Raw genomic sequence first — 25808 nt, forward strand, 5'->3', positions numbered from 1 at the left:
GCACCCCGGCCTCGACCAGGACCGACCCCAGCCCCGCCGACGGTCGGGACAGCGTGAGCAGCGCGTCCATCGCCCACGAGTGGGGGAACAGGTAGCCGATCGTGCTCAGCGTTTCGCCGGCCACCTCGCGCGGCCACAGGCAGCCGCCCAGCATGCCCAGCACGATGCCGACCGGGGGACCGATGGCGGGAGCCTGCTGCGGCGAGCGCACCAAGGCGCCGACCAGCATCGCGGCACCCGTGGCGATCAGGCAGAACAGCGCGACGACCACCCCCACGCCCAGCGGGTCGCCCCACCGCACGTCGAACAGGAGCCGGCTCACCACGATGATCAGCAGGGACTGCGCGAGCGCCACCGCGAACCGGCTCACCGCCTCACCCAGCAGCACCTGGCTGCGCCGCACCGGTGCGGCCAGGGAGCGGCGGACCATGCCGATGCGGCGGCTCTCGACCAGCGCGGCGGCGACGGCCATCGAGTTGACGAACGTGAACAGCAGCAGGTTCGCGGGCGCGGTGTAGGCGAAGCCGGTCGGCTTGGCGGGCTCCTCGGCTCCCGTCGAGGTGACGGTGACCGCGACCGACTCCTCCCTCGCCTTGCGCACGTACTCGTCGGCCCGGTCCGGTGACGCGCCCGCTGCCCGCGCCGCGCGGGTCGCCTCCAGCACCGCGGCCACCCTGCCGACCGCCACGTCGATCTCGCTGCGCGCGGCCATGCCACTGCCGCTGGTCTGGGTCATGACCAGTTCGAGGGTGGTGTCGCCCGGGGTCACGAGCAACCCCGCGGCGAGCTCACCCTGGCGGACGCCGTCGCGGACCTCTTCCGCGGACCCCGCGCGACGCACCTCCAGCGCCTCGTCGGACTCCAGTTCGGCGACCACGGCCGCCGACACCGGGTCGGAGGTGTCGGCGACCACGGCCACCGGCAGCTTCGCGTCCGCCGCGTCGCCACCCAGGGCCATGCCGACGAACACGATCGTCACGAACGGCATGACGACGATGAAGAACATGCCGACCTTGTCGCGCAGCTGGCGCTGCAGGTTGGCCAGCACCAGCGCGGTGACGGGACGGGGCCTCATGCGAACCTGCCTTTGCGGAAGCCGAGCAACGCCACCGTGCCGGCGACGACGCCGATGCCGGTGACCACGGCGATCGGCACGAGCACGGCGGACGGTCCGGCGCCGGTGCCCGCCAGCTCCGACAGGCCCGCCGACACCCATCCGTTGGGCGTGATCAGCGAGATGCCGCGCAGCCACTCGGGCAGGTTGTAGACGGGAACGATGCTGCCGCCGAGGAACGCGAACACGAACGCCACGCCGAGCGTGTAGCCGTCGGCCTGCGCATCGGTCTTCGCGCGGCTGGCCACGAGCATCACGATCGCGGTCGCCGCGAACACGTGCGCCAGCAGCAGCGGGAACACCCCGAGCGGGTCGCCCCAGCTCGCGCCGAAGACGAGCACGGACGACAGCCAGGTCGCGCACATGCTGAACAGAGCCAAGCCGAACCCGACCGCGCTCTTGCCCACCAGCGCCGTCCACAGGGGCACCGGCGCGGCGCGGATCCGGTCGAGCGTGCTGTTCTGCCGCTCGACGAGCAGGCTGCGGGCCGTGGTGCCGACGACGAAGAACGCGAACATCACCGCCATGCCGGCGCCGTAGTGCACCGCCAGGTCGACCCGGCCGCCCGCGACCGGGTCGCCGACCAGGGACAGCGCCGGGCCGGCCGCGCCGTTCTCCTCGACGAACAGCTGCACCCGGTCCGCGGGCACGCCCGCCTCCAGCGAGGCGCGCACGGCCAGCGTCCTGGCCTCGACCAGGGCCGAGATCCGGTCGACCATGCTGCGCGCCACCACACCCGCCAGGGGCGACTGGGGCGACTCCAGAACGGACACCTGCCCGCCGCGGCCCGCGCCGACACCCTCGCTGAACCCGGCGGGGAACACCAGTGCCGCACCCGTCTCGCCGCCGTCGACCGCGCTGCGCGCCGCGGCCTCGTCCGGGTACTGGCGGAAGGTCAGCACGCCCTTCAACTCGTCGGTGTTCAGCGCTTCGCGCTGCACGCTGGCCGGGAACTCGCCACCGTCGAGGTCGACCACGCCGATGGTCGCCTTGAGCGGCGGGTCGTCGTCACCGCCCAGCGCCAACCCGAACAAGGTCGCGAGCAGAATCGGCGCGACGAGCGCTATCAGCGGCGCGGTGCCGTCCCGCAGCCGCGACCGCAACTCGTGGCCGCCCACGACCAGCAGGGCACGCAAAGTGCTCTTCCCCAAGGTTTTCGCCCAATCTCTGGCTCGGTCCGCGTCAGTCCCGCAGAGTGCTACCGGTGAGGTGCAGGAACGCCGCCTCCAGGTCGGGCTCGACGACCTCGACACCGGTCACCGCGCCCGCGTCGCCGACGGCGGCCAGCAGTGCGGGCAGCAGGTGCCGCCCGCCGGCGACGAGCAACCGGATCGACGACGACCCGGTGACCACCGCCTCGGACACGCCCTCCACGGTGCGCAGCTTCTCGGCCGCCGCGGTGACGTCGCCGTCCAGCGCCAGCTCCACGCGGTCCGTGCCGCCCAGTTCGGCGACCAGTTCGCGTTTGGTGCCGTCGGCGACCACGCGGCCCTGGTCGATGATCCCGACCCGTGTGCACACCCGCTCCACCTCCTCCATGTAGTGGGAGGTGTAGAGCAGGCTCATGCCCTCGCCGACCAGCGCCTCGACGCGGTCCAGGATGGCGACGCGGCTCTGCGGGTCAACGCCGACCGTCGGCTCGTCGAGGATGAGCAGGCGCGGCCGGTGCAGCAGGGCCACGGCGATGTTGGTGCGCCGCTTCATGCCGCCGGAGTAGGTGTCCACCTTGTCGTCGCCGCGACCGGTCAGGCCGACCAGGTCGAGCACCTCGCCGATGCGCGAGGTGAGCTCGCGCCGCGGCAGGCCGTAGAGCCTGCCGAAGTAGCGCAGGTTCTCCCGGGCGGTGAGCTCCGGGTACAGCGCGATCTCCTGCGGCACGTACCCGATGAGCCGTTTGGCCGCCACCGGGTCCTCGTCGACGTCGATGCCACCGACCCGCACCGAACCCTCGTCCGGGCGCAGCAGCCCGACGAGCATGGAGATGGTCGTGGTCTTGCCGGCCCCGTTGGGGCCGAGCAACCCGTACGCCTCCCCCTCGTCGATGTGGAAGCCGACCCGGTCCACCACAGTCTTGTCGCCGTAGCGCTTGACCAGGCGCTCGCACACCAGCGCAGGCGTCATGTCGTCCTCTCGATCAAGATCCGCACCCGTCGATCAGCTCTGGCTGGGAGGTGCCCACCACGTTGTTGCGGAAGCGCTGGTTGCCGGGGTCGGTGCCGATCTGCACGTCGAACGGGCTGTTGCCGGTGATGGTGTTCCACTCGAAGGAGTTGTCGACCGAGTCGGAGCCACCCCAGTCCGCCGACGAGGCCAGCACCAGCGCGGCGCCCATGACCGACGGACCCGTGGGTTCGTTGCCGTGCAACCGGTTGTCGACGACCGAGACGCGCTGGACGCCGATGGCGGCGATGCCGACGCCGGACATCGGCGGTCCGGCGAAACCCAGCACGCCGGGCTCGTCGCCACCGGAGGCCAGGGTGTTGCCGGTGATGTCGTTGTCCGCGACGAGCACGTCGGCGACGCCGCCGGGCAGCTCACCCTCGTAGGTCTGGTGCAGCAGCAACACGCCCGCCGCGTTGCCGTGGCAGCGGTTGCGCAGCACCCGCGCGCGGCTGGAGTTGTCGACGAACACGCCGAAGGCGTTGGCGGTGCTCTCGCTGTCGGCGATCAGTGCGTCGGCGGCCGGGCAGAACGCCAGCGCGATGCCGCCGTACTGGCTGCCTTCCGCGCGGCAGCGCAGCACTTCCACCACGGCCGACTCGCGCACGTACAGGCCCCACACCGCGTTGCCGGCGGACTCGACGTCGACGAGCCTCAGTCCGGTGGCGGTGTGCGCGTAGACGCCCGCCCCGGAGAAGCCGCGCACGGTGAGGCCCTCGACGGTCACACCGGACACGTCGTGCACGGTGATGCCGTTGACCACGTCGGCGGGGGCGTCGTGCAGTGCCGGCACGGCGCTGGGCGCGACGGGGCCGGGCACGACCACCGTGCGGCCCGCGCCCGCGCCGACGAGCGCGACGTCCGGGCGGCCGACCACCAGGCTGCCCTCGTACGTCCCTTCGGCCAGGCGCAGCACCGTGCCCGGTGCGCAGGTGTCGAGCGCTTCCTGGACGGAGTCCCCCGGTCGAATGCGAACCTCGGTCCTGACCTCGGTCACGGACATCGCAGCGCTCCTCTCGGCATGGTGATCAGTATGGCAAGGGCGACGATCAGGTCACCGCGAAAACCCCAGCGGGCCATGCCCACGACGGTGGCGCTGTCGCCAGGGGCCGCGGATCGCTCGGTGAGCCGGGCCAGGGCGGCCGACCCGCTGGCACCCAGCACGGAGTAGACGCACCGCTCGGTCATCGAGACCCTGGTGGCCGCCTCGACCTCGGGCACGGCGGCGGCCAGCAGCGGGTCCGCCCACTCCGCACCGGGCAGCGGCACCTCGCCGCACGCCTCGAAGTCGTGCCAGGAGAACCCGCGCGGCCGGCCGCCGATCGCCTTCACGAGGCACTCCTTCACCGCGACCGCGGCGGCGGTGGCGAGGCCTGGGTCGGCGTGCAGGTCCCGCTCGGCGGGGGAGGCGACGTGCCGGGTGTAGGCGGGCCCGCTGTAGGACATGGCGCGGGTGACCCTGGCGACGTCGACCACGTCCACCCCGAACAGCATCGGCGGCGCGGTCACCCGGTGACCTCGTCGAGGAACCGCAGCAGTTCAGCGGTGTAGACCTCGCCGCGCTCGATCATCGGGATGTGCCCGCAGTCCTCCACGGTGACGAACTCGGTGTTCACGTGCTGTGGCACCAGTTCGAGCCACGGCTCGATCGGCGTCATGCGGTCGTGGCGGCCCCAGATGTACAGCGACGGGCACGTGACCTTGTCCATCGCCGGGTCGACCCGGTAGGTCCTGGTGGCGCGGATGCTGCGGGCCATCGCGACCATCGCCGAGCCCTGGCGCAGCAGCTGCGCCGTCGACTCCACCTGCTCGTCGGTGAACAGCGGTTCACCGTGGAAGAGGGCGGCCAGCATGCGGTCGCGGAACTGCTCGCCCTGCAACCGGACGTCGCCGCGCCGGTCCATGTTCAGACCCACGTCGGGGTCGGCGCTCAGGCCGGGTGCGCCGCTGACCGCGATGGCCCTCACGCGGTTCGGGAAGCGGCCCGCGAGGTCGATGGCGACCAAACCTCCCAAGGAGTTCGCGCAGACCACCACCTCCTCCGCGCCGACCTCGTCCACGGACTCCATCAGGGCGTCCCCGAGTCGTTCGATGGAGCCCGCGATCTTCGCGTCCACCCCGCAGATGGGTTCCTCGGTGCGCAGCACCGGCCACCCGGCGTCGGCGAGGGCGGCGAACGGGTGGTCCCAGATCCAGCCGCCCGCGAACAGGGCGGACATGAAGACCACCAGTGGTCGACCGCCCGCCGCGGGCCGGTGGTCGGCGGTGAAGACCGTCATCGGGCAGCTCCTGGCGTCATCAGAACAGGGGGTCGGGGGTCGGGGTGGTGCCGCACGCGCAGGTCTTGCCCGCGCCCGCGTCGACCATCTCCTCGCAGCCGGGGCAGCGCAGGTGCAGGGTCTCGCGCTCCAGCACCCACACGCTGGTGTACGCCCCGGTGCACAGGCCGCCGCGGAAGAACTTCCGCAGGGACCGCTGGTGCGGCCGGGCGTGCACGGCGCGGATCGACTCCGGGCGGTCGAAGGCGCTGATCGTGTACTTGCGGGTGCCGATCTCGAACGTGCTCACGCCGAGGAAGCCCTTGGAGGCGCGCATCGACTTGACCACCTCGGTGCTGAGCAGGTCGACCTCCGCGCCCTCGACGTCGTCGCGGACGTCGAGGTAGGTGAACGTCAGCACCCGCGGGTAGTCGGTCCTGTCCATGGTGGTGCGTGCGCTGATGCCGTACTCCTGCACCTCGTCGCGGCTGAGGAGGAAGCGCGCCGTGTGGCCGAGCGACGAGGCCAGGGCGACCCGGTCGAAGTGGCGGCGCACGCGCACCGCGCCGTCCACGACGGTCAGCACGTCCACGCCGTCCACCCGCGCCGTACCACCCGTGCCCGGTATCCCGAGGTAGGGGGCGCGGTGCGTGCCGGTCAGGGTCCAGGTGAGCACGGCGGTGCCGCCCGAGTCGGCGGCCGGCGCGAAGTCGAGCACCACGTCCGGGAACCGGGTCAGCACGGCCTCGACGTGCGCGACGAGCCCCGCGCCCGCCACCGGCTCCGGGGTGTCCGGGTCGGAGAACTCCGCCACCGCGTCCGCGACGGCGGCGGCGTCGCGCTCGCGCCAGGCCGCGGCCCACCGCGCGGCGATCTCGATCAGTTCCACGTGGTCACCGCTTCCAGGTCGTGGTCCTCGGCCAGCCGGGCCGCGGTCAGCGCCACCGCGAACGCGAGGTCGGCGGTGTGGCTGACGGAGACCCGGACGCGGGTGCCCGCCGCCTCCCGCCCGTCGAGCGGGCCGATCAGGCGCACCCCCGGCGGGTGACCGTGCAGGCAGGCCGCCGTGCGGCTGCAGAGGGGAGCGGGCAGGGGGAGCACCTCCACGGCCCCCAGGTGCTCCGCGGTCACGGGTTCGTCCAGCAAGCGCAGCACGGCGTACTTGGCCGCGAGCCTGCCCGCCCAGTGCTGCAGGGTGCGGCCGGCGCCGGACCGCAGCCGTTCCGGGCGGGTGAACACGGCCTCCAGCGGCATCGGCTCGACCAGCTGCCACGGTGCGGTCAGCCCGCCGAAGGCGACCGCGGCGCTGCCCCACCTGGTCATGCCGCGGGCTCCGGGCGGCGCAGCCTGCGCACGGCGGCCGGGTCGGCCATGCTGACGCAGCTCGAGCCGACGCCGCGCAGCAGGCCGGCGAGCACCTTGCTGTCACCGACCTCGACCAGGGTCTCGGCATCGGCGAGCACGCGCATCGTCGCGGTCCACCGCACCCGCTCCGTGAGCTGCGCGATCAGCGCCTCCACGATGGTCGGCAGGTCCGTGGTGGGTTCGGCGGTCGCGTTCGGGACCACCGGGACGCGCGGCGAGCGCATCGGGGTCGCGCGCACCGCCTCGGCCCAGCCGTCCAGCGCGCCCGCCATCAGCGGCGAGTGGAACGCGTTGCTCACCTTGAGCGCCACCACCTTGCGGGCGCCGGCCGCTCCGGCCAGCGCGACGAGCCGCTCGACGGCGGCGGTCGCGCCGGAGACCACGGTGTGGTCCGGGGCGTTCTCCAGGCCGACGACCAGCGGCTCACCCGGCTCGGCGGCCTCGGCGGCCAGTTCCTCCACCCGCTGCGCCGTCAACCCCAGCACGGCCGTCATGCCGCCGGTGCCCGGCAGGTCGGCCATCAGGCGGGCGCGGACGGCGACCAGGCGCAGCGCGGTGTCGGCGTCCAGCACCCCCGCCGCGCACAACGCGCTGATCTCACCGACGCTGTGCCCGGCGACGACGTCCGGTTCGACGCCGCGTTCCCGCAGAACCGCGAGCGCGGCGAGGTTGCACGCGATCACGGCGGGCTGCGCGTGCAGGGTGTCGACGAGCTTGTCCAGCGGCCCGCGGGCGCACAGCTCCGACACCGGTTCGGGCAGCAGCCCGTCGGCGCGCGCGACCACCGCCGCGCCCACCGGGTCGCGGCGCAGCCAGCCGCCCATGCCGATCCGGACCGTTCCCTGGCCCGGGAACACGAAGCCGATCACCTGCGCACCTCCAGTTCTCGCGCTGTCCTTGCCGACGAGCCGGGCACGGGGTCAGAGCCGGCGCCGCCGGGTGGGCACCGCCGCGGCCTTCTCGGTGCCCAGGAAACCCAGCAGCAGCTTCGTGACGATCTCCGGCTGGTCCAGCGGGATCCAGTGGCTGGCGTCCTCGACGCGCTCGTAGCGCCACGAACCCTTGACGAACTTCACCGAGCCCGTCATGCCCTCTTCGAGCAGCGCCTTGTCCCCGGTGGACCAGATGCCGAGGGTGGGCGCGAGCACGGGCGGGAAGTTGCCCTCCACGCGCAGCTCGGCCTCGGGCGAGCGGTTGGCGCGGTACCAGTTCAGCGCCGCGGTGAGCGCGCCCGGCTTGGCCAGCTCGCGCGGGTAGCGCTGGTGGTCGCCCTCGCCGCCCATGATCTCCTTGAACAGCCGCCACCCGTTGCGCCGCAGCAGCTGCTCGCTCACGCCGGGGAACTGGTAGAAGAGCATGTACCAGCTGGCCTTGCGCTGCTCGATCGACGGCGTGCCGAACACGCCGGGGTGGCCGACCGACAGCACGGCGAGGTGGTCGACGCGGCGCGGCATCAGGAACGCGTACATCCACGCGATGGCGGCGCCCCAGTCGTGTCCGACGATGTGCGCCTTGGGGATGCCGAGGTGCTGCGTCAGCGCCACGACGTCGTTGACGATCGTGCGCATGTCGTACGCCTCGACCTCCTGCGGCTTGCCCGACTCGCCGAAGCCGCGCAGGTCGGGCGCGATGACGCGGAAGCCGGCCTCGACCAAGGGGTCGATCTGGTGCCGCCACAGGTAGTGCGAGTCGGGGAAGCCGTGCAGCAGCACGACCGGGTCGCCCTCTCCCTTGTCCACGTAGGCGATGTCGATGCCGTTGACGTGTGCCGACCCGGTCAGCAGGGTGTCCTTGACGCTCATGCCCTCTCCCTGAACAGCCTCTCGGCGAAGAACTCGCTGAACCCGAACTCCGGCACGTCCTCGGGCGGGACCATGTTGAGCAGGCCGGTCACCGACGCGGCGAAGTTGTCGGCCATGAGCTCGCGCGCCCGGCGGCGGCGCTCGGCCGCGACGGGACCGAACTCGCAGTGCAGCTTGGCGATGATGTCCGCGCCGAAGTGCAGCCGGTCCATCCGGAACTTCCGCTCGGCCAGGTATCCCTCGAAGGCGGCGGGGGACCAGTCGTCGCCTCCGGTCAGCACCTCGCACACGGCACGGGTGTCGCGCAGGCTGCACGACAGGCCGGTGCCGAGCACGGTGTCGGCGTTGCCCGCCTCGTCCCCGACGAGCACCACGCCGTCCATGACGATCGGCTGCTCGGGGAACATCGCCACCGACGGCCACAGCTTGAGCGGCCCGATCGGCTTCGCGGCGCCGTGCACGGCCTTGCCGCGGTCGGGCAGGGACGCCAGCTCGAAGTCCGCGATGAACCGCCTCTCGCCCTCCGGGCCCTGGTAGAGCTTCCGGTTGGCGGTGGGGAAGTTGATGTAGAGCCGGGCGTTGCCGTCGCCCTGCGGGAACACCATGAACATCTTCTCGTCCTCGGTGCCCATCGCCTGCACGTCCATCGGCCAGTCGTCCAGACCGGTGACCCGCAGCCCGCCGCCCCAGTGGTGCACCGAGGTCGCCATGGACACGCCGACCTGGCGGCCGACCGTGCAGCCGCGGCCGGTGGCGCCGATGACGATGCGCGGCCTGGCCAGGTGTTCCTGCCCGGCGTGGGTCCAGCGGACCTCCGGGCTGGTTCCGGCGGTGACCCGGACCCGCTGCGCGCCCATGACCACTCTCGCGCCGCCGTCCTCGGCCTGTTCGGCCATCAGCGCGCAGACCTCGTGGTGCGGGAACGACATGGGGCCGCCGACACCGGGCACGAACCGCGTCATGTCCACGGTCTCCGCCTCGGCCGGGTCGACCGTCTCGTCCCACTGCGTCCACTCGCGGATCTCCCACGCGCCGCCGAGTCCGAACGCCTCTTCGACGCCCAGCGTCTGCGCCTCGCGCAGGCCCCACGGCGCGATCCACTCGCCGCGCACGATGTCCTGGTAGGTCTCCTGCTTCTCCAGCAGCACCACGGACAGGCCGTTCTGCACGAGGTTGGCCGCGGCGGACGCGCCGGCGATCCCGCCGCCCACCACGACCACGTCGATCCCGTTGTGCTCGACGGTCATGCCTGCCACCTCTCCCAGGACGTGCGCTCCTTGGCCGGAACCCGCTTGGCCGGGCGGAAATCGGTGCCGATCGTGTAGGCGACCGGTACCAGGCAGACCTGGGTGACACCGGCGGGGATGCCGAGCAGCTCACCCACCTGCCGTTCGAACGGCAGGTGCATGCACGTGATCGTGCTGCCGAGGCCGCGGCTGCGCAGGGCCAGCTGGAACGACCAGACCGCGGGGAAGATCGAGCCGTAGAAGTTGCTGGCCCGCATGGCCCCGATCCGCACGCCCTCCTGCCAGGTGCCGAGGTTGCGGGTGCCGGTCGCGCCGAGCCACTCGGCGTCGATCGCGCCGATGTCCGGCGGCCGGCCGAGCACGCACGGGATCACCAGCGCGGGCACCCCGGCGATGGTCTCGGCCAGCGCGGCGGCGGAGGCGTGGTTCTTCATCGCCTGCGGGTTGGTGCGCCGGCGCCCGGACCGCGTCCACACCTCCTTCTGGTGGAACTGCCAGGAGATGTCGAACAGCTCGGCCAGCTGGTCCTTCACCGCCTGCTCGGTGATCACGACCCAGCGCCAGTTCTGCTGGTCGTTCGCGGTCGGTGCCTGGACGGCGATCTCCAGCGCCTCCTCGAGCACCTCGCGCGGCACGGGCCGGTCGAGGTCGAGCCGGCGGCGCACCGACCGGGTGGTGGTGAGCAGCCGGTCGGTCTCCAGCACGTCGAAGGGCAGACCGGTCATACCGCACCCAGCAGGGTTCCTCCGCGCACCGAGCCCGGTGCGGCGCTGAGCACGAGGGCCTTGGCCGGCGTGGCCGGCAGCTCGGGCTTGGTGACGTAGGACTCGACCGTGCCGGCACGAGGGCTGTTCAACCCCGGGATGGCCGGTGCGACACCGTCGCGCAGGGCGAGCGCGGCCAGCGCCAGGTTCAGCGCGCCGGTGGCCGCGCCCGCGTCACCGGTCAGGCCCGCGGTGGCGGTGAGCCGGGCGGACGGGACGGCGCCGAGCACCGCGTGCGCCTCCGCCTCGTCGGCCGCGCCGCCGGTGGCCGCACCGACCACCAGGTCCACGCCTTCGGTGGGCAGCGCGGCGATGCTGCGCTCCACCAGGGACCGCTCGTCGCCCGCTCCCGCGCTCGCGTGGGCGCTGCCCAGCACCCGCGCGTACGGGGTCGCGCCCCTGGCCGCGGCGTGCGCGGCGGACTCGACGACCAGGGCCACCGACGCGGACGCGGGCGCCTCGCCCGAGTCCCGGTCGTAGGGGTCCACCCGCGTGCCGTCGCCGGGCCTCGGCGCCTCGTCGGCGGCGACCACGATCACCACGTCCGCCTTGCCGGCCCGGATGGTCTCCACCGCGCAGTCCAGCGCGATGGACGCCGACGCGCCGCCGTTGCAGATCGTCGTGGTCGGGCCGCGCAGGCCCAGGGTCTGGCAGACCGCGCCGCCGGTGGCGTTGAGCACCACGTTGGAGAAGCTGAGCACGGCGGGCTTGTTCGGGTTGGCCAGCACGCTCTCGTCGAACCCGTCGGTGCTCTCCACCGAGCCGGCCGCGGTGGCGAAGATGACGCCCACGTTGTCCAGCGCGGCGCGGGGCAGCTTCAGGCCGGCGTCCTCCCAGGCGAGCCGGGAGGCGGCGATCGCCATGCGGGACAGGTTGTTCATGTGCCGCCACAGCGAGCGCGGCGCGAACGTGCGGCCCTCCAGGGACGGCTCCGCGCCGACCGCGGTGCGGCCGTTGGCGACCGCCTCGGCGACCTCGGCGATGCCGGTGCCCAGGCCGGTGACGGGTCCGAGACCGGTGAGGACGACCTCGGTGGCGGGCAGTTCGTCGTACTCGCGCGGCCCGCCGGGGCGGCGCAGCACGAGCGATGCGTTGTTGCCGCCGAACGCGTAGTTGTTGGACACCACGACGTCCATGTGCAGAGGGCGCGCGGTGTTCGGCACGAAGTCCAAAGTGGACTCCGCGATGGCCTCGTCGGTGAACCCGATGGTGGGCGGCGCGGTCGCGGTGCGCAGTGCCAGCACGCTGGCCACCGCCTCGACCGCGCCCGCCGCGCCCAGCGTGTGCCCGATGAAGCTCTTGATGCTGCTGGTCGGCACCTGCGGCGCCCGCTCGCCGAACACGGCGCGCATGACCTTCTTCTCCATGGCGTCGTTGGCGGGAGTGCCGGTGCCGTGCCCGTTGACGTAGTCCACGGCATCGGGATCCAGACCGGCGTCGGACAGCGCCCGGCGCATGGCCGTGGTGCCGCCGCGGCCGGTCGGGTCCGGCGCGGTGGCGTGGTAGGCGTCGGCGGACAGGCCGTAGCCCGCGACCTCTGCCAACGGCTCCGCGCCCCTGGCCAGCGCGTGGTCGAGCGCCTCCACGACCAGGAACGCGGCGCCCTCGCCCAGGTTCAGGCCGTCCGAGCGGCTGTAGGGGCCGCACGGGCGGGCGCTGAGGGCCTGCAGACCCGCGAACCCCGCGTAGGTGCCGAACAGCAGCGGGTCGACGCCACCGGCGAGCACCACGTCCGCTTCCCCGGTGAGGATCTTGTCCTTGGCCAGGCCGACCGCGTTGCCGCCCGCCGCGCACGCGGTCGAGACCAGGATGCGCGGTCCGGTCATGCCCAGCTTGCCGGCGACGACGTCACCGGTGGCGTGCATGGGCTGGTAGCCGCCCGCCGCGGTCGGGGTGGCCTGGCACTTGCCGAGGACCAACCCGAACCGCTCTCCAGGCAGGTCCGCGCTCAGCCCTGCCTGGGTGACCGCCTGACGGGCGGCGACGAGCGCGAGCCGGGCCGTGCGGTCCAGCCCGGTGTCCTCGGCCGGCAGCTGCGCGTCGATCCACTCGTCGGGCACCTGGCCCGCGAACCTGGCCTCGAACGCGGCGAACCGTTCGTCCTCCACGGCGGTGATGCCGCCCGCGCCCGCGGTGAGCCGCGCCCAGAACTCCTCCGGGTCCCTGCCCACCGCGCAGATCACCCCGACTCCGGTGATGACCACTGGCCGCAGCGCCATGCTTGCTCCTCCTCGCGACCCCCGGGCGACGGCCCGGGTGACCAGATCAGATGATCGGGGTGCTCCAGCTCTTGGGCGTGACGTACGGGCTGGTCAGCGTGACGACCTCGGTGTCGCCGACGGTGAGGGTGAGCCCGGCGGCGGCCAGGTCCGGCGGCAGCCGCAGCAGGCCGAGGGAGGACTTCAGCCCGACGCTGTGCACGGCGTGGACGACCTCGCCGATCTTCTCCCCGCCCACGGTGACCGGCGTACCCGGTGCGGGCACCTCGGTGCCGCCGGAGAAGCCGACGGTGCGGCGCTCCGCCGTGCCCTCGAAAGCGGCCACCACGGCGTCACGTCCGACGAACTCGTCCTTGGTGATGTCGACGAGCCAGCCGGCGCCCATCTCCAGCACGTCGACGCCCTCGCCCGCCTCGTGGCGCACGACCGGCTGGCGCACCTCCAGCATCGCCAGCTCGACGGCCTCCTGACCGGCGGGCACGGCGTGCTCCAGGGCTTTGGACCACAGCCGCTCGGCCGACTCGCGCGGCACCAGCACCTTGTAGCCGTACTCACCCGTCACGCCGGTGCGTCCGAAAAGGATGTCCACACCGTCCCACTGGCTGTCCACAACAGACTCGAACGGCAGCGAGGCCAGCTCGCCGTCGATCAGCCGGCCGACCACGCCCCACGCGTACGGGCCTTCCAGGCCGAAGAGCGCGTACTCGGCGGTGCGGTCGGTGATCTCCACGCCGGGCTCGGCGTGTGCGCGCAGGTGCTCCAGCAGCCGGGTGCCCGCGCCGGTGGACGACTCCAGCAGCAGGCCGTCCTCCCGGCCCCACACCACGACCTGGTCCACGACGGTGCCGTCCTCGGCGAGCACCAGGCTCGTCATGCAGCGCTCGGCGGTCAGGTACTCCACGTCGCGCGCCAGCACCTTCTGCGCGAAGTCGACGGCGTCGCCGCCGGAGAGCTCGATGATCCGCTCGCCGGACAGGTCCAGCAGGGCGGCCCGCTCCCGGATCGCCTCGTACTCGGCGTCGAGCGTGCTGAACCGAAGCGCGACCTCGGCGTCCAGGACGGTGCCGTACGCGGCGCCCTCGGGGTGCGCGGCCTTCACCGGCGACGTCAGGGATTCCATTGGCGTGTCAGACCTTTCCGGTAGGGCTGGTGGCTGCCGGGTCGGCGATGGTGATGGTGCCCTCGGCGGCGACCTGGCCGTCGACCCTGGCGCTCACCTTGAACTCGGTGAAGCCCCGGCCTCCCGCCGTGCGGTCGGCGGTGAGGAGGAGCTGGTCCCCTGGCACGACGGGGCGGCGGAACCGCATCGCCCGCACGCCCGCCAGGTAGCCGATGGGCCCCGCGCCGGCGAGGGCGACGACCACGCCGGCCAGCTGGGCCATCGCCTCGACGACGATCACGCCCGGAAGCACGGCCGCGCTCGGGAAGTGCCCCTGGAACCACATCTCCGTGGCCGCGACGTTCTTGATCCCGACCGCGCCGACGCCGGGGGAGACCTTCTCGACCCGGTCGATCAGCAGGAAGGGCCACCGGTGCGGCAAGATCTCCCGGAGCTGGTCGTTGGTCAGCGACGTCCCCGCCCGCACGGGCTCCCGGGTCGCCGTCATGCCGAACCGGTCGGCGCCCGCTCGGCCAGCGCCGGGTTCACGTGGTCGGCCAGGCGTGACACCGAACCGAACACCGACATGTCGCTGTCGTAGAGAGCGACGCCGAACTCGGCCTCGATCGCCACGTACAGCTCCAGCACGTCGAGGCTGTCGAGCTCGAGTCCGCGGCCGAACAGGGGCTGGTCGTCGGTGATCCACGCGGGCTCGATCGGCAGGTCGAGCCGCGAGACGATCATCTTCTTGATCTGGGCGCACGTGTCGTGCCGGGCGGCCGCTGTGGCGCGCAGTTCGTCGAGGGTCACGCTTGTCCTTCCGTCCACTGTGTACTGCGGCTCGGTGGTGTTCCGGCTCGGGGGTCAGCCGAGCCCGCCGCCGTTGGCGACGAACGTCTCGCTGGTGATGTAGGACGCCTTGTCGGAAGCCAGGAACGTGACCAGGTTCGCGATCTCCTCCGGGCGGCCCATGCGGCCGAGCCGGATGCGCGAGGCGTAGCCGTCGCGCAGCTTCGCGGGGATGACCTTGGTCATGTCGGTCTCGACGAATCCCGGCGCCACCACGTTGACGCGCACGCCGTGCGGAGCCGCCTCGTAGGACAGCGCCTTGGTGAACGCGATGATCGCGCCCTTGGACGCGACGTAGTTCGTCTGGCCGGGGAAGCCGCCGTCCAGGCCGCTCGCGGAGCTGAGGGTCACGATCGCGCCGCGCCGCTGGTGCTGCATGATGCGCATCGCCTCGCGGCAGGCCAGGAACGTGCCGTGCACGTTGATGTCCATCGTCTCGCGGAACAGGTCGCTGCTCATCGCGACCAGGTGCCGGTCCCGCGTGACGCCCGCGCTGGTGACCAGCACGTCGAGCCTGCCGTGCTCGGAGCGCACGGAGCGGAACAGCTCCCGCACCGCGTCCTCGTCGGTCACGTCGGCCCGCACCGCGCTCGCGCTGCCGCCGTTCTGCTCGACCTGCGCGACCAACTCCTTGGCCTGTTCCTCCGAGCGCGAGTAGTTGACCACGACGTGGACGCCGTGGGCCGCCAGGTCGACCACGACGGCCCGCCCGATCCCGCGCGACCCGCCGGTGACCACGGCGACCGATCCTTCGGCGAACATGCTGCCTCCCCACGTTGTCCAAGGCTTGCCCGCTGCGCACGCCGTCGTTCGGCGCAACGCTACTGACCTGCGATTTCAGTGCTCTATCACTTCGATATCCGCCTCCTTGACGTCCCCGCGGCGGTGTCGCAGGCTCCTGCTCATGGCTGACTTCGAGGTCGACGTCCTGATCATCGGTGGTGGCCCGGTCGGCCTCGCCGCGTCGATCGAGTGCTCCCGGCACGGGTTGACGTCGCTGCTGGTGGAGCGGCACGCCGGGACGTCGATCTTTCCCAAGGCGCGCCTGGTGTCCACCCGCACGATGGAGCTGGTGCGGTCGTGGGGACTGGCGGAGGAGGTCGAGCGCGCCGGCCTGCCGCGCGAGGACAGCCTGGCCGTCGGCGTCGGCTCCTCGCTGACCGCGGACGACTTCCACCGCGAGGTCGCGCCTCTCGCCGAGGACGCGCCGCAAAGCCCCACGTACACCTACATCTGCGCGCAGGACAGGTTCGAGGTGGTGCTGCGGGGCCTCGCCGAACGCTCGCCCGGCTCGGACGTCCGGTTCGCCACCACACTCACGTCGCTGGACCAGGACGAGTCCGGTGTGGACGGTGTGGTCGAGTCCGCCTCGGGGCGCGCCACCGTGCGCGCCCGCTACGCCATCGCGGCCGATGGCGGGCGCAGCACCGTGCGCGACCGGCTCGGCATCGGCGTCGAGGGTCCGCCTCCGCTCGGGCACATGATCAGCATCATGTTCGACGCCGACCTGGTGCCGCTGCTGACCGACAGGATGTGCGCGCTGTACTTCATCCGCAGCGCGATCCCGTGCGCGGTGGAGGCGGTGGACAACCAGCGGCGCTGGATCATCCAGACCGGCTACGACCCGGCGGAGGGCGGAAGCGCCGCCGACTTCACGCCCGAGTTCTGCGTGCGGGTCGTGCGCGAGGCCGTCGGCGTGCCGGACCTGGACGTCGAACTGGTCGGAGTGATGCCGTGGCTGCAGCAGGCGGTGACCGCGACGCGCTTCCGCTCGGGCCGGGTGTTCCTGGCGGGCGACTCGGCGCACGTGTCGACGCCGCAGGGCGGGTTCGGGATGAACTGCGGCATCCAGGACGCGCACAACCTGGTGTGGAAGCTGGCGGCGGTGTTGTCCGGCACGGCGGGCGAGGCCCTGCTCGACACCTACGACGCCGAGCGCCACCCGATCGGCGAGCGCACCGTCGGCGAGAGCCTGGCGAACGCCTTCATCACGTTCCGGATGATGGAGGGCGAGCTGTCCATGAAGGAGGCCATCGCGCGGCAGGCGGGCCGGCGCAGCTGCGAGGGCTTGGTCCTGGGTTTCCACTACGACTCCGCCGCCGTCGTGCCGGACGGCACCGGCGCGCCGGTGGTCGAGGACCCCTACCGGACCTACGTCGCGACCGCGCGACCGGGTCACCGCGCGCCGCACGTGCCACTGACGCGGGGTGCGGAAACCCTGTCCACATTGGACCTCTTCGGTGCGGGGCTCGTCCTGCTCACCCCGGCGGGCAGCGGCTGGGCGCAGGCGGCGAAGGAGGTCGGCTCCCGGACCGGCGTGGCGATCACGGCGGTCGAGGTGTCGGCCGACGGCTCGACCGCGGTGGTGTCGCCGGACTGGGCCGCCGTCTACGGCGTGGGTGCGGCAGGCGCGGTGCTGGTGCGGCCGGACGGTCACGTGGCCTGGCGCAGCACGGCCGCCGCGTCGGCGGACGCGCTGTCGGCGGCGGTCGACGCCGTTCTCGCACGTGGTTGACCGGCTCACCGGCCGGGGTGGTGCCGCCCGCCGCGCGGTTGGCGGGCAGCACCGGTCAAGCAGGCACGCCGGCCAGTCGCCGGCGGTCCTGGCGGTGCGGTGCCGCCCGGACACCCGCCGCCGCGCGGCGCAGCGACAGCGGGAAGCCGTCCGCCGAGCCGACGATCCTGTTCGCCTCACCGCGTTCCTCGGCCACCCAGTCGTGCCCGAGCAGCATGGTCAGCAGCTGCCACGACTCCTCCGCCGTCAGCGGTTCCAGGAACGCCCGGTGCGCGCCCTGACGGGCGACCAGCTCGTCCATCGGGTGTCTGCTGGTGACGATGACCCTCGTGTGCGCGCCGCCGGGCAGCAGCGGCCGGACCTGCGCGTGGTCCACCGCACCGTCCAGCACCACCAGCACGCGCTTGTGCGACAGCGTGCTGCGGTACAGCGCCACTTTCTCACCCGGATCGTCCGGGATGGACGCCGCGGTCACGCCGAGCGCCCGAAGGAACCGGTCCAGCAGCACGGTCTGCGGTACGGGGCGGCCGAAGTCGTCCACCAGGTCGGCGTGCAGCTGCCCGTCCGGGAACCGGTCCTGGCGGTGGTGCGCCCAGCGCAGCGCCAGCGCCGTCTTGCCCACCTCACCGGGACCCGACAGCACGGCCACGCCGGGCGCGTCGGGGCCTGCCGCGAGGGCGGCGTCCAGCTCGGCCAGCTCGGCCGACCGACCGGCGAACGGCAGGACCTGGCGCGGCAGCTGGGACGGCGCCACCGCCTGCACCTCGACGCGGACCGGCGCGAGCAGCGCCGGCGCGTCACGCAGCACCTGCTCGTGCAGTTCCCGCAGTTCCGGACCGGGTTCCAGGCCGATCTGCTCGACCAGCACCCGCCGGGCGTCCTGGTAGGTGCGCAGCGCGTCGGCCCGCCGGCCCGACCGGTACTGGGCGAGCATCAGCTGGGCCCGTGCCCGCTCGCGCAGCGGGTGCTCCGCCACCACCGCGGCCAGTTCCTTGCCGACCCGGTGGTGCAGCCCGAGCCGCAGCTCCAGCTCGGCGCACGCCTCCACCGCGTCCAGCCGCGCGGACTGCAGCGCCACCGCTTCCGCGCGCAGACCGGGCAGGTCCTCGAACGGCACACCGCGCCACAACCCCAGCGCCTCGCGCAACAGCGCCGCGGCGCCCGCCACGTCACCACTCGCCGCGCGCGGCCGGGCCCGGCCGACGAGTCCGTTGAACCGCAACCAGTCCACGGCGTCCTCGTCCAGTCGCGCCACGTAACCGGGGCTCGCGGTGTCGATGACGCGGCCAGCCTCGCCGAGCGCCCGCCGCAGCCGGGACATGCAGATCGCGATCTGACCGCGTGCGCTGGCCGGCGGGTCGCCGTGCCACACCGCCTCGATGAGCCGGTCCACGCTGACCACGCGGTTGGCGTCGAACACCAGCCGCGCCAGCACCGCGCGCTCGCGGGGACCGCCCACCCGTTCCTCCACGCCACCGCGGAGGAACCGGACCGGGCCCAGCACGCCGAACTCGGCCTGGGTGGGGATCAACGCGACCGCGCCAGGTGCTTCTCGACCTCGTCGGCGGCGCGCACCGCACCGCCCGCTTCCGCGACGGCCTTGCGCATGAGCTCCGACCGGGCCGCGACCTCCGGGTCGCCGAGCACCGACGTGACCGCGTCGGCCAGCGTCGCGGGCGTGAGGCCGGCGGGATCCAGCACGGTGCCGAGGCCCAGTTCGCGGACCCGCCACCCGGTGGGCCGGTCGAGCGCGGAACCCGGCACGCACACCATCGGCGTGCCCGATCGCAGTGCCTCCATCACGGTGCCCATGCCGGCGTGGGTGACGCACAGCGCCGCGTGCTCGAGCACCGCCACGTGCGGCACGAAGTCGTGCACCTCGACGTTGGGCGGCAGGTCGCCGAGCGAGGCGCGGTCCACACCGCCGCCGGTGGTCATCACCGCATGCCACGGCCTGCCGCGGAACGCTTCGACGCACGTGCGGAAGAAACCCTCGTCCTCGTTGAACACCGCGCCGAGCGACACCAGGACCACGGGCAGGTCGCCGGCGGGCGGCGTCCACGTCCCGAGGAAGCTGCGGTCGCCGACGCACGGCCCGACGAACGCGAACCGCTCGTCGAAGGTCTCGCCCGCGTACTGGAACTCCCGCGGCACGGTGACCAGGCTCAGCGGCGGCACCTCGAACCACACCTCGTGCGGCGCGGCGGCCACCCCGTAACGGGCGCACAGCGCGCCGATGCGCCCCATCGTGGCGCCGACCCACTCCGGCATCTCCTTCGGCCGTTCCGCGGCCGGTCGCTCGGCGGCGTCGGACTCGGGGTTGTACATGGCGTTGAGGAAGGAGAAGTGCTCGTTGGAGGCGAACACCGGGATGACCTGCGTGGCGGGGAGGTCCCAGTGCCGGGCCAGCACGCGGGCCGCGTAGAGCACCGAGGTGTCGTAGACCAGGCAGTCCGGCCGGTCGCCGTCGAGCTCGGCCGTCGCGGTGGCGAGCATGGCCTCGCTCTCGTCGAGCAGCACGCCCATCAGGTAGCCGGGATCGTTCGCCACGCGGGCGAAATCGGCGTCGCGGTACCGGGACGGGTAGGTCACGACGGTGGCGCTGGCCTCGGCGGCGATCTCCGCCATGCTCGGCGCGGTCAGGTAGGTGACCCGGTGCCCGCGCGCGGCCAGTTCGGTGACCACAGCGAGGTTCGGGATGACGTGCCCGTGATCCGGGTGGCACATGAACAGGAAATGCCGCGACATATTGTCGTCCTCGCCCCGATTGTTGTGCTGGAATCCGGCGACCCTGCCGGGAGCGTGGTCACCGTAAAGCGCCCGCAAGCAGCCTGGACACCCCTATCACCCCTGTTCCCGCGACGCGGCCGGACGAGTGGCCGTGCGCCTTCGCGCGGCCTCCGGCGACCACCCTGACCTGCAGATTAGGGGTTACCCCCTAGTCGGGGGCCCGACCTAGGCTGGCCGGGATGCCGACCACAGCGAAAGGGCTGCCGATGGCCACGCTCGTCTGGGACTACTCGCGCGAATACGAAATGGAGCGCAAGGACATACTCGACGCGGTCGAGACGGTTTTCTCCTCCGGCAGACTCGTCCTCGGGCCGAGCGTGTCGTCCTTCGAGGCGGAGTTCGCGGCCTACCACGGCGTCGCCCACTGCGTCGGCGTGGACAACGGCACGAACGCCATCCGCCTGGCGCTGCAGGCGCTCGGTGTCGGCCGCGGCGACGAGGTGGTCACGGTGGCCAACACCGCCGCGCCGACCGTGCTGGCGATCGACGCCGTCGGCGCCACACCGGTGTTCGTCGACGTGGACCCGGACACCTACCTGATGGACGTCGCCCAGGTGGCCTCGGCGATCACACCGCGCACCAAAGCCCTTCTGCCGGTGCACCTGTACGGCCAATGCGTGGACATGGAACCATTGCAGGAGCTCGCACGGCGGCACGGCCTGCTGGTGCTGGAGGACTGCGCCCAGGCGCACGGCGCGCGCCACCACGGCCGGGTGGCCGGGTCGATGGGCGACGCCGCCGCGTTCTCGTTCTACCCCACCAAGGTGCTCGGCGCCTACGGTGACGGCGGCGCGACGATCACCGACAACCCGGAGGTGGACGCGAACCTGCGCCGGCACCGGTACTACGGCATGGAGAAGACCTACTACGTCGTGGAGACGCCCGGCCACAACTGCCGGCTCGACGAGGTGCAGGCGGAGATCCTGCGCCGCAAGCTCGTGCGCCTGGACGACTACGTGGCGGCGAGGCAGGCGGTGGCCGCGCGGTACGCGGAGGCGTTGGCGGACACCAACCTGGTGCTGCCCACGACCGCACCGGGCAACACGCACTCGTACTACGTCCACGTGGTGCGCCACCCGCGGCGCGACGACATCCTGGAACGCCTGAAGGCGCACGACATCCAGCTGAACATCAGCTACCCGTGGCCGGTGCACACCATGACCGGTTTCGCGCACCTGGGCTACGCCGAGGGCAGCCTGCCGGTGACCGAGCGGGTGGCCCGCGAGATCTTCTCGCTGCCGATGTACCCGTCGCTGCCCCAGGAGACGCAGGAGCACGTGGTGGACGCGCTCAAGCACGTGCTGGCGACGCTCTGACCGAGCCGGTGGCGGGCGGCGACGCCCGCCTCATCCGCGCGCGAGGAGACTCCGCAGGCACAGCAGCAGGCTGCGCGCCTGGATGTTGACGTAGAAGCTGTGGCGCAGCAGCTCTTCGTACTGGTGCAGGGTCAGCCACCGGTACTCGGGGTCGTCCCGTGCGACCTCGGCGTCGGTCTCGACGACCAGGTAGCGGTTGCGGGCGCCGAGGAACCGGCCGCCTTCCTCGGACAGCACGGCGTCGAAGCGGATCCTGGCCGAGCCGAGCACCTCGTCGAGGAACCGGGGCCGCACCGGCAGGTGCTCGTGCGTCTCGGGGACGCATTGCACGGTGGGCGCCAGCTCGGTCACGTCGGCGTAGCCGGCCTCGGTGCGCGCGTGGGTGAGCACGTGCAGCACGCCGCCGATCTCCTTGACCAGGAACGCGATCACCCCCGTGCCGACCGGTTCGATCATCGGCTGGGACCAGGTCCCCACCTCACGCCCACCGGCCCGCACGTCCACGCCCACGACGGTGAAGAACCCGCCGCCGCGGTGCGCGATGACGCCGTCCTCGCGGGTCCAGTCCGGCAGCCCGGCCAGCGGACCGAGGGTGGCGTGGAGGTCGGTGCGCGTGCGGACCTCGGTGATCCAGCTCAGCACCTCCCCGGTGGTGTGCACGCCGGGAGTGGCCGGGTCGCCGGAGCGGACCAGGGCTTCGCCGAACGGGTCGGCCGCCGCTGCGGCGAGGGCCGCGCCACCGCCGGGCAGGCAGGCCAGCACCGTGCGGGCGTCCATGTTCACCAGGTCCGGCACGGTCATCAGGCCGGCGATCTCCCCGAGGGTGAACCAGCGGAACCCCTCGCGCACCTCGACCTCGCCGTCGACCTCGACGACCATGTTGCGGTTGCGCTTGCGGTAGAACCACGCGCCCTGCTCGGACTGCCGGATGTCCACCAGCACGTGGTGGCCGGAGGTGTCGCGGAAGTGCTCCAGGTAGGGGATGGGCTTGCCCTGGTGCACGCGGGTGTAGTTGCTGCGGGTGGCCTGCACGGTCGGCGACAGCTGCAGGCCGTTGGCGTTGCCCGGTTCGTGCTTGGCCTGCATCAGGAAGTGCAGCACGCCGTCGAACTCCCGCACGAGGATGCCGAGGATGCCGATCTCCGGCTGGTTGATGATCGGCTGCGACCAGCGCGGCACCGGCGTGCCCGGCAGGTCGACGGCCAGCCCCTCGACGCTGAAGAACCGGCCGGTGTGGTGGCGCAGGTTGCCGGTGCCCGGTTCGGTGAGCCAGCCCGCGAGGCCGTCGAGCGGCACGCGCTCGACGGTCATCCAGCTGTGTTCGGCGGTGCGGGCGAGCCAGGCGTGCACGGCGTCGGCGTCGCGCGTGGCGAGCATCGACTCGGCCAGGCGCGTCCGGGTGGGACGGCGGGTGGGCGCGGTCACCTGGTGTGCTCTCCTCGGCTCAGGCGGCGTGTACCGGAAGCAGTCCGTTGTCCCGTGCGAGGACCAGGCCCGGCGCGGTGCGGTCGCGTTCGGACAGCACGGCGTCGGCGGGCACGGGCAGCGCCAGGTCCGGGTCCACGATGGACACCGCCAGCTCGTCCGCGGGTTCGTAGGCGCGGGAAAGCAGGTAGTGCACGGTGGAGTGGTCGTCCAGGGCGATGAACGCGTGGCCGAGTCCGGGCGGGAGGTAGACGGCGCGGAAGTCGTCTCCCGCCAGCTCGACGGAGTCCCACGTGCCGAACGTCGGTGAGCCGACCCGCAGGTCCACCACGATGTCCAGCACCCGCCCACGTGAGCAGGTCACGTACTTCGCGCAACCCGGTGCCGTGCGGGCGTAGTGCACGCCGCGGGCGACCCCGCGGCGTGACACGCTGGCGCTGGCCTGGGCCACGGTGAACAGCGGCGCACCGACCGCTTCGGCGAACGCCTCGTGCTGGAAGGGGGAGACGAACAGGCCGCGGTGGTCCGGGAAGACCTCGGGCTCGAACTCCCAGGCTCCGCTGACAGAGAGTGCGCGGGCTTTCATCGACGACCTCCGTCTCAGGACGGTGATCAGCGTGCAGAGGCCCGGACCGCGCGGTCAACCAGCTTAGGGGAACCCCTATCCGTGCTTAGGGGTGCCCGGCGGCACACCGTCCACTGAGGACCGGAGGAGGTGGCTGACGGTTCTCGCCACCGCGTCGGCCAGTGGCACCCGGGGCCGCCACCCGGTGACCAGGGTGAAACCGGCCGGGTCGGCCACGAGGCTGCGGAAGTCCGACGCGGTGGCGTACGGCGGTGGCGGCACCGACCGCACCGGCACGGCCGGGCGACCGGTCAGCTCCGCGACGGTGGCGGCGACGAGCTCGAACAGCGCGCGCACCTCGACCCCGGCGCCCGAGCCGATCAGCCACGCCCGCCCGGCCAGCCGGTCGGGGTGCGCCACGGCCGCCGCGAACGCCTCGGCGACGTCCTCGACGAACACCAGGTCGCGCCGCACGTCCCCGGCTCCCCACACGGTCAGAGGCTCGCCCGAGAGCGCGCGCCGCGCCATCGCGGTCACCACGCCCCGGTCCGGGGAGCCGGTGGAGGGGCCGAACACCGTGGGCAGCCTCAGGGAGCAACCGCCCGCATCGAGCACGAGCCGTTCGGCGGCGCACTTCTGCCGGTCGTACTCCGACTCGGGGTGGTCGGTCTCGGTGCCCTCGATCCGCTCCGGCGCACCCGGCCCCACCTGGGAGGTGGAGCCGGCGAACACGACGGTCCCGCGAGCCGCGTCCACCGCCTCGGCGACGATGCCGACGTTGACCCTGGCGGCGTCGGCCGCGCCGCCGTCGGCGACCCGCCAGGTGCCGCTGCCGGTGAACAGCACCAGCGGTAGCACCACGTCCGCACCCGCGACCGCGGCGGCCACCGCGCCGGGTTCGGTGAGGTCGGCCGCGACGACCTCGGCCGGGAACGGCGGCACGCCGGGGTCGCGTGCCACCACCCGCACCCGCGCGCCCCGCGCCGCCAGCCGTGCGGACACGGCGGAACCCACGAACCCCGACCCGCCGAGCACCGCGACGAGCGCGCCGGTCAGTTCTCCCGCCACGCTCACACCACGTGGACGTCGGGCACGTACAGGATCCACTTGCCGCCCGCCTCGCGGAACGCCTGCTCCTTGGCCATGATCTCCGCGGCGTGGTTCCAGGCGAACAGCAGCGCGTAGCCGGGGTAGGGGTCGGCGAAGGCGGCCGGCGGGCGCACCGGGATGCCCGAGCCGGGCGCCAGCCTGTGCTGTTTGGCGGGCGTGGTGTCGCTGATGAACTCGACCAGGTCCGGTCCGATGCCGCAGAGGTTCGTGACGGTGGCGCTCTTCGCGGTCGCGCCGTAGCCGACGACCCGCTCTCCCTTCGCCTTCAGGTCCTCCAGCAGCGCCAGGAGGTCGGTGCGGATCGTGCGCACCCGGTCTCCGAACCCGTCGAGGACGGCGCGGTCGTGCAGGCCGCGCGCTTGCTCCTCGGCGAGCAGGGCGGCGACGGCCGCGGAGGGCGTGCGCGCACCGGGCAGGGCCAGGGTGTAGCGGACCTCACCGCCGTGCACCGGCAGGCGTTCGACGTCGACCAGCTCCAGGCCGTGCCGGCGGGCCATGGCGTCCACGGAGGTGGCGCTGAACAGGAAGAAGTGCTCGTCGTAGATCTGGTCGAACGAGGTCTGCTCGACGATGTCGCCGAGGTAGGGGTCCTCGAACACGAACGCCCCACCGGGCTTGAGCAGCGCCACGACGCCGCGCAGGATCGAGTCCGCGTAAGGGATGTGGCAGAACGTGTTCGCGGCGTACACGAGGTCGGCCGGACCGTCCTGGTCGCGGATGGACAGCGCGGTGGACTCCTCGAAGAAGTCCTTGCGCACCCGCACGCCCGCCTGGGCGGCCAGGTCGGCGACGGCACCGGACGGTTCCACGCCCAGGTGCCGCACGCCCGCCTCCGCGACGGTGCGCAACATGGTGCCGTCGTTGCAGCCCAGCTCGACCACGAGCGGGTCCTCGCCCGCCAGCTCGGTGCTCAGGAACCGCTCGGCCAGGGCGCGGAAGTGCTCGCGCATCACCGCGGACCCCTGGGACAGGTAGGGGTAGTCCTGGTGGAACATCTTCTCCCTGGGCACCTCTTCCATCAGCTGCACCATCGCGCAGTCCGCGCACGCGCCCACGGCGAGGCGGTAGGTGAACTCGACGGAGGTGTCCTCGGGCAGCCGGAACGCGTCGGACAGCGGCTGGGAACCGAGGTCGAGGAACTCGGTGACCGTCCCGGCGCAGACGCGGCAGGGGGACTGGTTGGGCATCGGCGGGTTCTTTCTGCTCGGTC

25 protein-coding genes are annotated in these 25808 nt (G+C 72.7%); 2 read left to right on the forward strand and 23 right to left on the reverse strand.

Annotated elements, in window-relative coordinates:
• From L6E10_RS31395 to L6E10_RS31475, 17 genes are all read right to left on the reverse strand, one after another.
• The coding region (locus L6E10_RS31395; RefSeq protein ID WP_236223774.1) for an ABC transporter permease at positions 1-1075 on the reverse strand (1075 nt) is incomplete at its 3' end.
• A complete protein-coding gene (locus L6E10_RS31400; RefSeq protein WP_236223775.1) occupies positions 1072-2250 on the reverse strand; it encodes an ABC transporter permease in 1179 nt (392 codons plus the stop codon). The genes L6E10_RS31395 and L6E10_RS31400, both read right to left, overlap by 4 nt.
• A gap of 46 nt (positions 2251-2296) precedes the next feature.
• The gene (locus tag L6E10_RS31405) at positions 2297-3235 is read right to left on the reverse strand and encodes an ABC transporter ATP-binding protein (protein WP_236223776.1); all 939 of its coding nucleotides are present in this window, start codon (positions 3233-3235) and stop codon (positions 2297-2299) included.
• Between the two features lie 13 nt (positions 3236-3248).
• Positions 3249-4277: a nitrous oxide reductase family maturation protein NosD gene (locus L6E10_RS31410; RefSeq protein WP_236223777.1), complete on the reverse strand. Its 1029-nt coding sequence runs from the start codon at positions 4275-4277 to the stop codon at positions 3249-3251.
• Positions 4268-4783 (reverse strand): 4'-phosphopantetheinyl transferase superfamily protein, encoded by a 516-nt coding sequence (locus tag L6E10_RS31415; protein ID WP_236223778.1) that lies wholly within the window; start codon positions 4781-4783, stop codon positions 4268-4270. The genes L6E10_RS31410 and L6E10_RS31415 overlap by 10 nt, the downstream gene beginning before the upstream one ends.
• Positions 4780-5553: an alpha/beta fold hydrolase gene (locus tag L6E10_RS31420; protein WP_236223779.1), complete on the reverse strand. Its 774-nt coding sequence runs from the start codon at positions 5551-5553 to the stop codon at positions 4780-4782. The genes L6E10_RS31415 and L6E10_RS31420 overlap by 4 nt, the downstream gene beginning before the upstream one ends.
• Positions 5554-5572: 19 nt before the next feature.
• Positions 5573-6421, reverse strand: coding sequence for an ester cyclase (locus L6E10_RS31425; RefSeq protein WP_236223780.1), 849 nt, complete (start codon positions 6419-6421; stop codon positions 5573-5575).
• Positions 6412-6855 carry a phosphopantetheinyl transferase gene (locus L6E10_RS31430; protein ID WP_236223781.1) on the reverse strand — a complete coding sequence of 148 codons (444 nt, stop codon included), beginning with the start codon at positions 6853-6855 and terminating at the stop codon, positions 6412-6414. The genes L6E10_RS31425 and L6E10_RS31430 overlap by 10 nt, the downstream gene beginning before the upstream one ends.
• Positions 6852-7766 (reverse strand): ACP S-malonyltransferase, encoded by a 915-nt coding sequence (locus L6E10_RS31435; RefSeq protein WP_236223782.1) that lies wholly within the window; start codon positions 7764-7766, stop codon positions 6852-6854. Before L6E10_RS31435 ends, L6E10_RS31430 begins: the two co-directional genes overlap by 4 nt.
• Positions 7767-7817: 51 nt before the next feature.
• Positions 7818-8699: an alpha/beta fold hydrolase gene (locus tag L6E10_RS31440; protein WP_089926939.1), complete on the reverse strand. Its 882-nt coding sequence runs from the start codon at positions 8697-8699 to the stop codon at positions 7818-7820.
• On the reverse strand, positions 8696-9946 hold the full coding sequence (locus L6E10_RS31445) for an NAD(P)/FAD-dependent oxidoreductase (RefSeq protein WP_236223783.1): 1251 nt from the start codon (positions 9944-9946) through the stop codon (positions 8696-8698). Before L6E10_RS31445 ends, L6E10_RS31440 begins: the two co-directional genes overlap by 4 nt.
• The gene (locus L6E10_RS31450; protein ID WP_236223784.1) at positions 9943-10671 is read right to left on the reverse strand and encodes a nitroreductase family protein; all 729 of its coding nucleotides are present in this window, start codon (positions 10669-10671) and stop codon (positions 9943-9945) included. Before L6E10_RS31450 ends, L6E10_RS31445 begins: the two co-directional genes overlap by 4 nt.
• The gene (locus tag L6E10_RS31455; protein ID WP_236223785.1) at positions 10668-12929 is read right to left on the reverse strand and encodes a beta-ketoacyl-[acyl-carrier-protein] synthase family protein; all 2262 of its coding nucleotides are present in this window, start codon (positions 12927-12929) and stop codon (positions 10668-10670) included. Before L6E10_RS31455 ends, L6E10_RS31450 begins: the two co-directional genes overlap by 4 nt.
• A gap of 46 nt (positions 12930-12975) precedes the next feature.
• A complete protein-coding gene (locus tag L6E10_RS31460; protein ID WP_236223786.1) occupies positions 12976-14049 on the reverse strand; it encodes an aminomethyltransferase family protein in 1074 nt (357 codons plus the stop codon).
• Positions 14050-14056: 7 nt separating this feature from the next.
• Entirely contained in the window at positions 14057-14536 is a 480-nt protein-coding gene (fabZ, locus tag L6E10_RS31465) for a 3-hydroxyacyl-ACP dehydratase FabZ (RefSeq protein WP_090104597.1), read from the reverse strand.
• On the reverse strand, positions 14533-14838 hold the full coding sequence (locus tag L6E10_RS31470; RefSeq protein WP_090104595.1) for an acyl carrier protein: 306 nt from the start codon (positions 14836-14838) through the stop codon (positions 14533-14535). Before L6E10_RS31470 ends, fabZ begins: the two co-directional genes overlap by 4 nt.
• A 54-nt stretch (positions 14839-14892) precedes the next feature.
• Positions 14893-15639, reverse strand: coding sequence for a 3-oxoacyl-ACP reductase family protein (locus L6E10_RS31475; protein WP_236223787.1), 747 nt, complete (start codon positions 15637-15639; stop codon positions 14893-14895).
• A gap of 142 nt (positions 15640-15781) precedes the next feature.
• Between L6E10_RS31475 and L6E10_RS31480 the strand changes: the two genes are divergently transcribed.
• Positions 15782-17392 (forward strand): FAD-dependent monooxygenase, encoded by a 1611-nt coding sequence (locus L6E10_RS31480; RefSeq protein ID WP_236223788.1) that lies wholly within the window; start codon positions 15782-15784, stop codon positions 17390-17392.
• 55 nt (positions 17393-17447) lie between these two features.
• On the opposite strand, the gene L6E10_RS31485 is transcribed toward L6E10_RS31480, so the two are convergent.
• Both L6E10_RS31485 and L6E10_RS31490 read right to left on the reverse strand, forming a co-directional pair.
• The gene (locus L6E10_RS31485) at positions 17448-18923 is read right to left on the reverse strand and encodes a BTAD domain-containing putative transcriptional regulator (protein ID WP_236223789.1); all 1476 of its coding nucleotides are present in this window, start codon (positions 18921-18923) and stop codon (positions 17448-17450) included.
• Complete coding sequence (locus tag L6E10_RS31490) at positions 18920-20140, reverse strand: macrolide family glycosyltransferase (RefSeq protein ID WP_236223790.1); 1221 nt, start codon at positions 20138-20140, stop codon at positions 18920-18922. The genes L6E10_RS31485 and L6E10_RS31490 overlap by 4 nt, the downstream gene beginning before the upstream one ends.
• A 248-nt stretch (positions 20141-20388) precedes the next feature.
• Between L6E10_RS31490 and L6E10_RS31495 the strand changes: the two genes are divergently transcribed.
• Positions 20389-21498, forward strand: a complete 1110-nt coding sequence (locus L6E10_RS31495) for a DegT/DnrJ/EryC1/StrS aminotransferase family protein (RefSeq protein ID WP_236223831.1) — start codon at positions 20389-20391, stop codon at positions 21496-21498.
• 30 nt (positions 21499-21528) lie between these two features.
• Here L6E10_RS31495 and L6E10_RS31500 read toward each other — a convergent pair whose 3' ends face one another.
• From L6E10_RS31500 to L6E10_RS31515, 4 genes are all read right to left on the reverse strand, one after another.
• Positions 21529-22923, reverse strand: coding sequence for an NDP-hexose 2,3-dehydratase family protein (locus tag L6E10_RS31500; protein WP_236223791.1), 1395 nt, complete (start codon positions 22921-22923; stop codon positions 21529-21531).
• Positions 22924-22942: 19 nt separating this feature from the next.
• Positions 22943-23509 (reverse strand): dTDP-4-dehydrorhamnose 3,5-epimerase family protein, encoded by a 567-nt coding sequence (locus L6E10_RS31505; RefSeq protein WP_236223792.1) that lies wholly within the window; start codon positions 23507-23509, stop codon positions 22943-22945.
• A 75-nt stretch (positions 23510-23584) separates the two neighbouring features.
• Positions 23585-24556: an NAD(P)-dependent oxidoreductase gene (locus L6E10_RS31510; RefSeq protein ID WP_236223793.1), complete on the reverse strand. Its 972-nt coding sequence runs from the start codon at positions 24554-24556 to the stop codon at positions 23585-23587.
• 2 nt (positions 24557-24558) lie between these two features.
• The gene (locus tag L6E10_RS31515) at positions 24559-25785 is read right to left on the reverse strand and encodes a class I SAM-dependent methyltransferase (protein WP_236223794.1); all 1227 of its coding nucleotides are present in this window, start codon (positions 25783-25785) and stop codon (positions 24559-24561) included.
• Positions 25786-25808: the final 23 nt, after the last annotated feature.

The organism is Lentzea sp. CC55, from assembly GCF_021056325.1.
Taxonomy (GTDB): domain Bacteria; phylum Actinomycetota; class Actinomycetes; order Mycobacteriales; family Pseudonocardiaceae; genus Lentzea; species Lentzea jiangxiensis.